Origin of the sequence: Rothia sp. 27098_8_27 (assembly GCF_041432805.1) — a bacterium.
GTDB lineage: Bacteria > Actinomycetota > Actinomycetes > Actinomycetales > Micrococcaceae > Rothia > Rothia mucilaginosa.
This window is the reverse complement of the sequence record NZ_JAPWAJ010000001.1, coordinates 122,437-133,996: the sequence shown is the minus strand read 5'-3', so window position 1 is coordinate 133,996 and position 11,560 is coordinate 122,437. Positions and strand designations below refer to the sequence as shown.

The window sequence follows — 11,560 nt, the reverse complement described above, 5'->3', positions numbered from 1 at the left end:
TTCTCGCCGTGTCCGCCGGGGCGTCGTCGTTGAGGGCGACGGGCGGCGATGGTTTGTTCGTCGGTATAACTATACGTATTTTTCGAATATTCCCCGTGACGGGGAGCTTTTGTGCCAGCATGCGAACCAGCCGGCATGAATCAGCCGGGCGCAGGCGGGGGTCCTTGAGGTACTACTCCCCCGCCCGCGCTCAGCCCAAGGGAGACTAGCCCAAGCGGATGCTAGTCCAGCCTCGGCTAATCTAATCTCGGTTCGGGCGCGTGGCAGGCGTCCAGCTTCGGCAGGGTACGCCGCTCGCCCGGTTCCTGCGCCGTTCCGCGAGGTGCCGGCACCAGGTGCGTTGCAGTGTCATTGCCGAGCACGCGCACCGCCGGGAACATGCCCAGGTCGTCCAGTTGCAGGCGCGGTGCCTGCGCGAGGGTGTCCACGAGCAGACGGTACACGGCGCTCTTGCCCTGCCCCATGATCATCGGGGCGCGGTACCAGACCATCTCGTCGATGAGGTCTTCACCGGCGAAGAGGCCAACCATGCCGGGGCCGCCCTCAATCATGAGGTGCCGAACCCCGCGGGCGTACAGTTCGTCGAGCAGTTCACGCGGGTCGTGGGTGAAGACCTGCAGGAAGTTCTGCGGGTCCGCCTCCACGCCTTCGGGCGGGTTGAGGCCGCGCACGCGGTAGTTCTCGGTAATCTCGGTTTTGCCCATGACCACGCGCAGCGGCTGCTTCTCAAAGCGTTCCCCGTTGGCGTCGCGCGCATCCAGGGTCGGGTCGTCCATGAGGGTGGTGCGGGTGCCGATCATGACGGCGTCGGCGCGGTGACGGATCAGGTGCCCGTCAATGCGCGCGGCGGGGCCGGTAATCCACTTGCTCGTGCCGTCAGCTGCCGCAATGAACCCGTCCAGGGTGGAGGCGCTCTTTGCGGTAATGAAGGGGCGGCGTTCGGCGGCGGCAATGAACCAGCGCTCATTCAGCAGATAGGATGCGTTCGCGAACTCCTCCATGGCGTGCACGGTGACGCCCTGCGAGCGCAGGTAGGCGGCGCCTCCGGCTGCATTTTCGGTGTCGTCGCTGTAGGCGTAGTAGAGTTCGCTGATGCCTACCTCGGCGACAGCGTGGGAGCAGGGGCCGGTGCGTCCGGTGTGGTTGCAGGGTTCGAGGCTCACGTACATGCGGGCGCCGGTGAGGTCGGTTCCCGCGGCTCGGGCGGCGGCGAGGGCGTCGGCTTCGGCGTGCGGGGTGCCTGCGCCTCGGTGGTAGCCCACGTGCAGCAGGTGCCCGTGCGCATCGGTAATGACGGCGCCGACGAGGGGGTTCGCGCCGCGGATACCCTGGCGTGCCGCCTGCAGTGCCAGGGTCATGGCCTCTGCGTGGCTGAGCTCCTGCTCAGGGTCGGGCAGCTGGAGGGTGCGTGCGGTGGGTAGCCCCGCGAGGTGACCGTACTCCGCGGCGGAGTAGTCTACATCGTTGCGCGGCGAAGATACGCTCGGGGCGACGGTTAGGGGCAGGTGCGCGCTCGCCAGCACCTGCAGCGAGGGGTTCTGCGGCATTTATGCACGGCCCTTCTGCACGTCGGTTACCTCAACGGTCACGTCGGGGAACTGGGTCTGTACCTGGGTCTTCTGCGCCTCCAGGTTGCGGGTGCGCCACCAGACGAAGAAGCCGACCAGGGTGAAGCATCCGTAGAACACGTACATGAGGGAGGTCGCGTAGTAGCCTGCGCTCCACAGCAGCGGCACGCCGACCAGGTCGACGGCAACCCAGATGAGCCAGAATTCAACCCAGCCGCGCGCCATGCCGTAGGTGGCGAGTAGCGAGCCGGTGAAGATCCAGGCGTCGGACCAGACCGGTTCATAGGAGCCGAGGGCACGGAAGATGGGGGTGAGCAGCAGGGTGCCCGCAACCATGGCGACAACCAGGCCTGCGCGTTCGGTGTTGGTAGCCCACTTGGGAATCACTGCGGCACCTTCGGAGGCGTCACCACCGGCGGCGCGGGTTGCACGCCAACGATGCCAGCCCCAGATGGACACGGCAATGAACATGATCTGGCGGCCTGCCTGGCCGAGCATGGTGACGGGGTGCGGGCTGCCGACGAGGGCGCCCAGGAAGACGGTGAGGAGCAGCAGGTTGCCGAGAATGCCGACGGGCCACGCCCATACTTTGCGTCGCATGCCGCCGAGCGCCGATGCCAGGCCGAATGCGTTTCCGAGAACTTCGCGCACGAGGAGGGACTGGTCCCCCACGTGAATTTGTGCGTCGAAGAGCCACCGCAAGATGTCCATTGTTTCTTTCCTCTCTGAGTTGGACCGTGTGTCGGATGCGCTGTGTGCGCATCTGCGGCGGCTCCGGGGAGAGGAACAGAAAAGGGCGGCTACCGCGGGCATCTTATGGAGTGCCCGGTATCCGTGGTGAGGCGGGAGCGGCGAATCAGCTAACCGTAGCTGAAAACCGTGGCTGAAACCAGCGGCTGCGGTCGAGGGGAATAACGTACCGGCACCTACGAAAGGTGCCTCTCCCCTGCTACACAAAAAGCTACTGCTCTCTTAAACAACTGCATTGGGTGCGCGGTGCAAGCTGTCCCAAGGTTTCTCGGGAGGCTCGGCAGAGTGCGCTCCTGCCTTTTTCTGCTCGTGCTACCTTCCATCCAGACTGTACTGTCGGCACCGGATTTTCACCGGTTCGGCCTCTCTTGCGGGCGGGCTTCTCTAGCGGAGTCTTGGCGTCCTGTGCGGATGCGAAGATTCGTACGATTTTTTGCCTGCTTGCGAGAGCGGTTCGCGGGCTGTGACCGCCGGTTCGGAATTTCACCGACCCCGGAGCACGATGTTGATACTGATTATGCCACAGCGCACGCCGGGGGTTTAATTTGTTTTCTCTGGGATAACTTCCGTGACAAGATGACGTTTTATGACTGTACTCTCGGCGCGTCTTCAAGACCCTCTCAACAAGCCCTCGCGGTAGTCACTTGCGGGACCGTTTTGGACCCGATTCTTCAATTTTCGGGAATGATTTATCACGGTTTCATAACGACGGAGAGCACCAAACAGACCAAAGAGCTATGAGGGCCTCCAGGGGGTTACCCAGGGCATCCTGAACACCCGTCAATACCTTTATGACAAGGAATTATAACAATAAGGTTAAATTATTGGTTTAAGGTTTACTCCAGGGGTGATTTAAGGTTATTCTTATCTACAGGAGCTCCCATCACCGATAAACCGGTTCCGTTGAGAGCGACATGATTCGGACCATCCGAGCACTCACATCAAACCCTTAAGCTTCTGCCATTTGAAGCTGGAAAACTGGCCCGCGGACTGCATTCCTGAGGATGGTTTTCACGCAACATCTGCGCGTACTGGATTGCGCAGTATTGCGGCACACGATGTTGATGTGCTTCACCATCGGGAGGCAACCACACCGAATTGTTTTCTCAACGGAACCGGCGTGGGAGCTCTTCCGAATAAACTTCCGGAAGATCGCATGGCGTGCGCCTTTGTACACCTATACAGGGGGGCGTTGTGCGTGTCAAACGGTCATAAGCTCCCATTCTTCTGTCGTCGCCTACCGTGGTGCGCGATGGAGGTTACGGGAACCTTGCGGGATGGTTGATCCCGCGCGCTCTGCATTGTCTTGTGGAGTGTGGTGTGTTTGGGTGGCGTATTCGCAGTGCCGGAGCGGATACGCCACCCGTTTTTAACCTGTGAAACCCTGCCCACCCCAAACTCAGGTGAGCTGCGCACGAAACTCAGCCCCAGACCAGCCTCATATACCCCAGACTGAGGCGAGCTAAACCGAGAAGCTAACCGCCTACCAACCCCTATCTCAACCAACCCGAGGGGTAGGCGACCTAGAGGGCGTACCGGACACGCGAAGCGGGGGCTCCGTCCTCAAGGCGCCCCCAGGCGCCGAAGAGGGGGCACTCCCCCGCGAGCGGCGTCCGGTTATGCCTTCTCAAACAACTAACCCACGGAAGCCTCACTCCCCCGCGAGCGTGAACCGGTATGCCGCTCTCTCAAACGCAAAGGTCGCCCGCGATAGTTACCTATCACGGGCGACCCTATTTGTTACCAAGCCTATAGGGGCGCAGTCGGGAATGCATAGCGGGGGCTCCGTCCTCGAAGCGCCCCCAGGCGCTGAAGAGGGGGCACTCCCCCGCCAGCATTGTCCGACGTACCCTTTTACGGGATTAGCCCTCTACGGAGCGGAATGCTACAACCGCGTTGTGACCGCCGAAACCGAAGGAGTTCGACAGTGCCACGATCTCACCAGCGGGCAGCTCGCGTGCCTCGGTCACCACATCCAGGTCAATCTGCGGGTCCTTGTTGTCCAGGTTGATGGTGCAGGGTGCGGTGCGGTGGTGCAGAGCCAGGACGGTCAGCACAGCCTCGAGGGCGCCCGCGCCGCCGAGCAGGTGGCCGGTCATGGACTTGGTTGCGGAGACGGCGATGTTCTTGGTGTGCTCGCCGAAGGTTTCGTGCATTGCGGTTGCTTCGGGCAGGTCACCGGCGGGGGTGCTGGTGGCGTGCGCGTTGATGTGCACGACGGTCTTCGGGTCGATGTTGCCGTCTTCGAGGGCTTCGCGCAGTGCGCGGGTTGCGCCGAGTGCTGCAGGGTCCGGTGCGGTGATGTGGTAGGAGTCGGCGGATACGCCGGTGCCTGCCAGTTCCGCGTAGACGCGTGCGCCGCGTGCCTTGGCGTGCTCTTCGGATTCGAGGATGAGCGCTGCTGCGCCTTCACCCATGACGAAGCCGTCGCGGTCGACGTCGTAGGGGCGGGATGCCTTTTCGGGTTCGTCGTTGCGGGAGGAGAGTGCCTGCATCTTGGCGAATGCTGCCATGGGAAGCGGGTGGATTGCCGCTTCGGCACCGCCGACGATGACGACGTCCGCCTTGCCACTGCGGATCATTTCAGCACCGAGCTGCATGGCTTCGGTGGAGGATGCGCATGCGGAGACGACGGTCTGTGCTGCGGCGCGTGCCTTGAGGTTCATGGAGACGGCTGCTGCGTTGCCGTTGGGCATGAGCATGGGAACGGTCATGGGGAGGACGCGGCGGGGGCCCTTTTCACGGAGGGTGTCCCATGCGTCGAGGAGGGTCCACACGCCGCCGATACCGGTGCCGAAGGCTACGCCGGTGCGTTCGGGGTCGACTTCTTCTGCGGATTCGGCGTCGGGGCCGGAGAATCCTGCGTCTTCCCATGCTTCGCGTGCGGCGATGAGGGCGAGCTGGCCCGAGGGATCCAGGCGCTTTGCTTCTACCTTGGTGAGGCGGCCGGATTCGAGGGCGGGCACTGCGAGCTGGCCTGCAATGTATACGGGCAGGTCGTATTCCTTGACCCAGGGGTGGTCGAGGGTGGATACACCAGATACGCCCTTGGTTGCGTTTTCCCAGGTGGTGGGGACGTCGCCGCCAATGGGGGTGGTCGCGCCGAGGCCGGTCACCAGCACTTTTCGAGACATTGTGGCACTTTCTCTTCGGTGGTCGATTTGGTGGTTTATCCGGTGGTGTGTGGATAAAAACCTGTAGGGCCCGGGGTTTACAGTGGGCGTTTTCACGCCGTGGAGAGTGCAGTCATCGCACCCTGCGTGTTCCCGGGGTGTGTTGGATTGAAAGCTGAGTGAATAGCGATGCGGCGCGGGCCGGTGAGAGCCCGCGCCGCCTCGTTATTGGTTATAGCTTAGGCAGCGTTCGCGATGAACTCGACTGCGTCGCCAACGGTCTTGAGGTTCTTGACCTCTTCGTCCGGGATGGTCACCTCGAACTTCTCCTCAGCGTTCACGACGATGGTCATCATCGAGATGGAGTCGATGTCCAGGTCCTCGGTGAAGGACTTGTCCAGCTGAACGTCCTCAACCTCAACGCCGGTCTCTTCGTTAACGATTTCTGCCAGACCTGCGAGGATCTCTTCCTTGTTAGCCATTCAGGGGCTCCTTTGTTTTTTCGATGGTCATCGCACCCGCCGGGTGGGGGTACGCGTGCATTACCGAGTTTATCGTGTCTGCGTGGTGTACGCATGCGTCAACTCGGAGTTTGTGGGGATGCTTTCCCGCTTTATTTTCTTTCTCGCACACCGGCGCTGTACCGGTCGTGAGGAGCGGGGAGCATCGGGCTCCGGGGTTTCCTTAGGGAAGGACGACTACCTGAGCTGCGAATGCCAGGCCGGCACCGAAACCGATCTGCAGGGCGAACTTGCCGGAGAGTTCCGGGTTCTCCTTGAGCAGGCGGTGTGCGGCCAGCGGGACCGATGCGGCGGAGGTGTTACCGGCATCGACGATGTCGCGTGCCACTGCCACCGTGTCGGGAAGCTTGAGGGTCTTGACCATCTGGTCAATGATGCGGGCGTTTGCCTGGTGCGGGATGAGCGCGCCGAGCTCGTCGGGGGTGATACCGGCGGTTTCGAGTGCCTGCTTGGCGACCTTCGCCATTTCCCATACTGCCCAGCGGAAGACGGAGGGGCCGTCCTGACGCAGGGTGGGCCAGATCTTTTCGCCTTCTTCGACGGGGTTTGCGGCGAAGTCGCGGTTGCGGATGTCCAGCAGGGAGTGGGTCATGCCGACGGTGCCCCAGCGGGAGCCGTCCGAACCCCATACGGTCGGGGCGATGCCCGGCTCGTCGGATACGCCTACGACTGCTGCGCCTGCGCCGTCGCCGAGCAGGAAGGAGATGGTGCGTTCGGTGTTGTCGATGAAGTCGGAAAGCTTCTCAACGCCGATGACCAGCACATGCTTTGCGGTGCCGGCGCGGACGAGGGCGTCTGCCTGGGCGATGCCGTAGCAGAAACCTGCACACGCTGCGGAGATGTCATATGCGGGGCACTTGGAGCCGATTGCGTCGGCGACCAGGGTTGCCAGGGAGGGGGTTGCGTAGGGGTGCGAGATGGTCGAGATGATGACCGCCTCAATGTCCTCACCGGCTACACCGGATGCTTCGAGGGCGTCCTTGGCGGCACCGATGGCAAGGTCGGTTACCGACTGGTTTTCGCTGGCGCGGTGGCGGGTTGCGATGCCGGTGCGCTGCTTGATCCACTCGTCGGAGGAGTCGATTGCCTCAACGATGTCGTCGTTGGGGACGATGACCTCGCCGCGGGCTGCGCCGTAACCGAGGATGCGGGAGTAGCGGTTGATTTCGTACTGCTTGAGGGTAGTCACGTATTCAATCCTTAGTGCTGATGCTCGCAAGACACTGTGTGCCTCGCAGGTCTAAAGTGCATGTCTAGTGTGAAGGGTTCAGAAGTAGAGCGGGGTGCTCTCCCCCGGCGTTTAGCCCTTCAGCGAGGCGAGGTCCTCGGGAGTGTTGATGGAGGTGCCGGGCACGCCGCGCATCGCGCGCTTTGCCAGGCCGACCAGAGTACCTGCGGGGGCGACCTCGATAATGCCGGCGACCTCACGCTCAAGCAGGGTTGCCATGCACAGGTCCCAGCGGACGGGGCTGGTGACCTGGGAGACGAGGGTCTTGACGAACTCTTCACCGGATGCCACGGCGGAACCATCGCGGTTGGTCAGCAGTGCGGAGGTCGGGTCGGAGATCTGCAGGGATGCGGCGAACTCTTCCAGTGCGGGCACGGCGGGTGCCATTGCCTCGGTGTGGAATGCGCCAGCGACCTTCAGGGGGATGACGCGAGCGCGTGCAGGCGGGTTCGCGGCGAATGCCTCGATGGCGGGGATGGGGCCTGCGGCTACGATCTGGCCGCCGCCGTTGGAGTTTGCTGCGACGAGGCCTGCTGCGTCGATGGCTTCGCGGACGTTTTCTTCAACGCCGCCGAGTACTGCAGCCATGCCGGTCGGGGAGGCGGCTGCCGCCTCCGCCATGCCGTTGGCGCGCACGCGCACGAAACGCATTGCGTCTTCGTCGCTGAGTACGCCCGCGAGGGCTGCTGCGGTGATTTCGCCGACGGAGTGGCCCGCGAAGATGAGCTCTTCACCGTCGAGTTCGCGCAGGGCGAGGCGGCCGGTGACGATGCCTGCAGCCACGATGAGGGGCTGGGCGATTGCGGTGTCCTTGATGGTTTCTTCTTCGGCTTCGGTGCCGTAGTGAATCAGGTCGATGCCTGCCGCTTCGGAGAGTCGTTCCAGGTGCTCACGCACACCTTCAATCTCGAGCCAGGGGCTCAGGAAGCCCTTCTTCTGGGAGCCCTGTCCGGGGCAAACGAGTGCGCGCATGCGGTGCGACCTTTCTGGTTTTTAGTACTCGTACGCGGTGCCGTTATAGAGACGGAGACCACGGTTAGTCTGTTACCTATGCTACCTTGTTCAATCGCTTTGTATAAACATCACTGTGCAGAAACTTTGGGCTACGCGGGATATTTAGGCAGACGTTGAACAGTGTATAGCTTAGAACGATTTCCCCCATTCGTACAGTTCAGCCACTCAAGGTTCAAATAGAGAGACATTAGACGGCGGCGCTCAGCGCACTATTCAAAGCACAGCCCAGCACACTCCCCCGCACCGGTGCACGACCTTAGGCACATGAACGCCCTATGCCCCCGAACATCCTATGCTCGCGGATGCGCCCGCGCGTACGTCTCCGCCAGACGTTTCATCGACACGTGCGTGTAAATCTGCGTGGTCGCCAACGACGAATGTCCCAGCAGCTCCTGCACCGAACGAATATCGGCACCACCATCCACCAGGTGAGTCGCCGCCGAATGACGCAAAACGTGCGCACCCGACGCCTGAGTATTCTCCACCGTGCGCAACAGGCGGGTCAGGTCCTCACGAATCTGACGGGCATTCGCACGCCCGCCCCGAGGACCAATAAACAGCGCCGTCACGCCCTGGGACCCTTCCGGAATCCACTGCGGACGACCATAGGACACCCAACGATTCAACGCCTTGAGCGCCGGGGTACCCAGCGGCACCACGCGCTCCTTATTGCCCTTACCCAGCACGCGCACGGTCTTATTCGCCCGGTCCACGCTCTGCAAATCCAGGCCCGTCAGCTCAGAAATACGCATGCCCGAGGCGTACAGAACCTCAACCACAGCTTCCAGGCGCAGCAGGCGCGCATCACGAGGATCCTGTGCCCGACGCTCCTGCAGGGTAGTCAGCAGCTGGTTCATCTGCTCACGGCTCAGCACCGGCGGTAGGTGATTCTCCCGCTTGGGGGTGCGCATACCGCGCGTCGGGTTGGCGTGCACCAGCTCCTCCTCCTGAGCCCAGGTGAAGAACGTGCGCAGGGTCGAACCGCGGCGCGCCACCGTAGAACGAGCCGCCTGCCGCAGATGCAACGAACCCAACCACTCACGAATCAGGGACGCATCAATGCTGTCCAGATGCCGCACACCGCGGCGCGCCATGTAGCCAAAGAAGCCCTCCAAATCGGAGATATACGAGCGGATCGTCTCTTCGGAACGGTGCTTCTCGTAGCGCAGAAAACGCTCAAAACGGTCCAGGACGGGGCGGAACACCTCACCGGAAACACCCAGTGCAGAATCGGGCAGAGTAGAGCTCTCTACTTGCTCCGGCGCAAGCGTGCGGGTATAGGTCACCGGCAGGGTCGTGGAGGGAGCCTCGTCCCGGTACTCCTCGCGATTCTCGTTCCGGTTTTCTGCTCGGTTTTCGTGCTGGCGGGCGGGGGTCATGCGTCCCTCCTTTCGGGTTTCTGGTTCCTGGCTCTGGCGGCGTTGATGCTTCTCGACGTTGTATTTCTGCCCCCGGCGCATCTGCCGATAGCGCGGCGGGGTAGGCTCCGCGCCAGTACGCGCAAGCCTACCCCAATTGTAGAGAGGTTCCGAGCTCTCCACATGCCGCCCCGTCATCAGGAAGAACTCTACGCCGCGACAGCCGGGCGGACCTTCCGCCAGCTCGTTCCGCTACTCTCCGCCAGACCGCAACGACCCAGGTGGAACAGGTCAGCCATCACGTCGCGAGCGCTCAACCCAAGGGCTGCGGCAATCTCGTCCACGCCGCGGTAGGAGCGAGGGCTCAAATCGTCCCACACCCTGCCCTGTCGTTCGGTCAGCTCGTCCAGTGCACTGGAGGAGGCAGCCTGATCCCATTCGCTCTCGTGCTCGGTGCCCAGCTCGAACCCCGCGACGGCATCGTACTCGAGGATGTCGGCGGCCTCGGTGAGTGTTTGCGCTAGTCCATCGCGTAGCAGACGGTTCGTGCCCACTGAGTTCGGCGAGTTAATCTGCCCCGGAACCGCCCAGAGGGTACGCCCAATCTCCATCGCGTGACGAGCCGTGTTCAGGGCGCCGGAACGCCAGCGCGCCTCCACCACAATGGTGTGCCGCGCCAACGCCGCAATCAGGCGGTTACGCTCCAGAAAACGCCAACGCGTGGGGGTGTTACCCACGCTCACCTCGCTCATGATGAGCCCGCGATCAACAATCATGTTCAGCGCATCCGAGTTCTGCGCCGGGTAGAGCCGGTCCAGCCCACCCGCCATGAAAGCGATGGTCGGCAGGTCGCTACCCTGCTGGGTCAGCGCTGCCCGATGCGCCGCAATATCGATGCCCATCGCACCGCCAGAAATCACCGTGTACCCGCGGCGCGCCAGCTCGGCGGCGAGGTGGGTCGTCGCCTCCGTACCGTAGATGCTCGGGTCACGTGAACCGACCAGCGCCACGCTCGGGGCAGACGCCACATCCAGCAGGTGCCGCGAATCGCCTCGGCACCACAGCCCGTACGGTCGAGCAGGCCCCAAATCGTTCAGCTGCGGCGGCCACAGCGGATCGGCGGGAGTGACCAGCCACGCCCCGCAGGTTGCCGCCATGTGCGCCTCCGCGTTCAGGGTGCGTTCCATGCGGCGGTTCCAGCGCAGGCGGCGGGTCGCGAGCGCCTTGCCGAACTTATCGCGGCTCATCTGATGCTCACCCGGCATGTAGTAGCCATTCGCGCTAGAAAACAGGGCGGACTCCCCTTCCGCGGGTGCGCCCACCGAGTGCAGAAAATCGCTGAGCTGCGTATCTGGTTCGCCGTGCTCCCAGGTGTGTTCATCCGGGATGTGCCCGGTCAGCAGGTAGTGCAGGGTCAGCGGCGCTCCCAGGGTGGTGAGGGATTCGACCACGAGCTCATCGGCGGGTTCGGCGTAGCGCATCAGCTGGGCGGTGCAGCAGCGGATGTACTCGCGGCACGCCGCCTCAAGCTCCTCCGCGCTGAGGGCGGGATTGAACAGGGGCGCGGAATCAGAACCGCTGGAGGCGGTGCCCATCACAGGTTCGGGGCGCTCACCCTGTAGCGCCTCACCCTGTAGCCGCTCCCTCTGCTGTTCCTGCTGATTCATCTCATTCAGGTGCATCTCTTCCAGGTACACCGGGTTCAGGCAGGATGCGAGGAACCCCGGCAACCGCGCCGCGTTATACGGGCTCGGCGAAGGCTCCTGCCCCAGCGACAGGATATGCGCCACTCTCTCACGCGCCAGGGCGTGCGCATCCAGGGTGCGACCGGGCAGGCGAATCTGCAGTTCCTCCTGCACAAAATCCTCCGCCGCGCTCTCTTCAGGCGCGCTCTCCCCCGTTACTTTCTCTTCTGGCACACACTCGTCCGGCGCTGTTTCTCTCAGCCCATTTTCTTTCAATTCGGCCTCTTCAGCTCGTTTTCTGAGCTTCTTCTCACTCATGACGT

At 62.9% G+C, this 11,560-nt stretch carries 8 protein-coding genes and 1 riboswitch; all 8 genes read right to left on the bottom strand.

Going from position 1 to position 11,560, the window contains the following annotated elements; translation table 11 throughout:
- Positions 1-236: 236 nt before the first annotated feature.
- On the bottom strand, positions 237-1,547 hold the full coding sequence (ribD, locus tag O3675_RS00515) for a bifunctional diaminohydroxyphosphoribosylaminopyrimidine deaminase/5-amino-6-(5-phosphoribosylamino)uracil reductase RibD (protein WP_371570242.1): 1,311 nt from the start codon (positions 1,545-1,547) through the stop codon (positions 237-239).
- Positions 1,548-2,279 (bottom strand): nicotinamide riboside transporter PnuC, encoded by a 732-nt coding sequence (gene pnuC / locus O3675_RS00510; RefSeq protein ID WP_005506248.1) that lies wholly within the window; start codon positions 2,277-2,279, stop codon positions 1,548-1,550. It abuts the gene before it with no gap.
- Positions 2,280-2,623: 344 nt separating this feature from the next.
- Positions 2,624-2,823, bottom strand: a riboswitch (FMN riboswitch).
- Positions 2,824-4,180: 1,357 nt separating this feature from the next.
- Entirely contained in the window at positions 4,181-5,452 is a 1,272-nt protein-coding gene (gene fabF, locus O3675_RS00505) for a beta-ketoacyl-ACP synthase II (protein ID WP_044150502.1), read from the bottom strand.
- Positions 5,453-5,670: 218 nt separating this feature from the next.
- The gene (locus O3675_RS00500) at positions 5,671-5,913 is read right to left on the bottom strand and encodes an acyl carrier protein (protein WP_005507475.1); all 243 of its coding nucleotides are present in this window, start codon (positions 5,911-5,913) and stop codon (positions 5,671-5,673) included.
- Positions 5,914-6,115: 202 nt separating this feature from the next.
- A complete protein-coding gene (locus O3675_RS00495) occupies positions 6,116-7,141 on the bottom strand; it encodes a beta-ketoacyl-ACP synthase III (RefSeq protein WP_303941085.1) in 1,026 nt (341 codons plus the stop codon).
- Between the two features lie 111 nt (positions 7,142-7,252).
- On the bottom strand, positions 7,253-8,152 hold the full coding sequence (locus tag O3675_RS00490) for an ACP S-malonyltransferase (RefSeq protein ID WP_005506253.1): 900 nt from the start codon (positions 8,150-8,152) through the stop codon (positions 7,253-7,255).
- Between the two features lie 332 nt (positions 8,153-8,484).
- Complete coding sequence (locus tag O3675_RS00485; RefSeq protein WP_298700708.1) at positions 8,485-9,573, bottom strand: tyrosine recombinase XerC; 1,089 nt, start codon at positions 9,571-9,573, stop codon at positions 8,485-8,487.
- 188 nt (positions 9,574-9,761) lie between these two features.
- Positions 9,762-11,471, bottom strand: coding sequence for a DNA-processing protein DprA (gene dprA, locus O3675_RS00480; protein WP_371570237.1), 1,710 nt, complete (start codon positions 11,469-11,471; stop codon positions 9,762-9,764).
- Between the last annotated feature and the right edge of the window lie 89 nt (positions 11,472-11,560).

What these genes read in the sequence shown, in the direction of transcription:
- ribD (WP_371570242.1), bottom strand. Translation starts at nt 1,547, where the DNA reads ATGCCGCAGAACCCCTCGCTGCAGGTGCTGGCGAGCGCGCACCTGCCC.
- pnuC (WP_005506248.1), bottom strand. Translation starts at nt 2,279, where the DNA reads ATGGACATCTTGCGGTGGCTCTTCGACGCACAAATTCACGTGGGGGAC.
- fabF (WP_044150502.1), bottom strand. Translation starts at nt 5,452, where the DNA reads ATGTCTCGAAAAGTGCTGGTGACCGGCCTCGGCGCGACCACCCCCATT.
- O3675_RS00500 (WP_005507475.1), bottom strand. Translation starts at nt 5,913, where the DNA reads ATGGCTAACAAGGAAGAGATCCTCGCAGGTCTGGCAGAAATCGTTAAC.
- O3675_RS00490 (WP_005506253.1), bottom strand. Translation starts at nt 8,152, where the DNA reads ATGCGCGCACTCGTTTGCCCCGGACAGGGCTCCCAGAAGAAGGGCTTC.
- O3675_RS00485 (WP_298700708.1), bottom strand. Translation starts at nt 9,573, where the DNA reads ATGACCCCCGCCCGCCAGCACGAAAACCGAGCAGAAAACCGGAACGAG.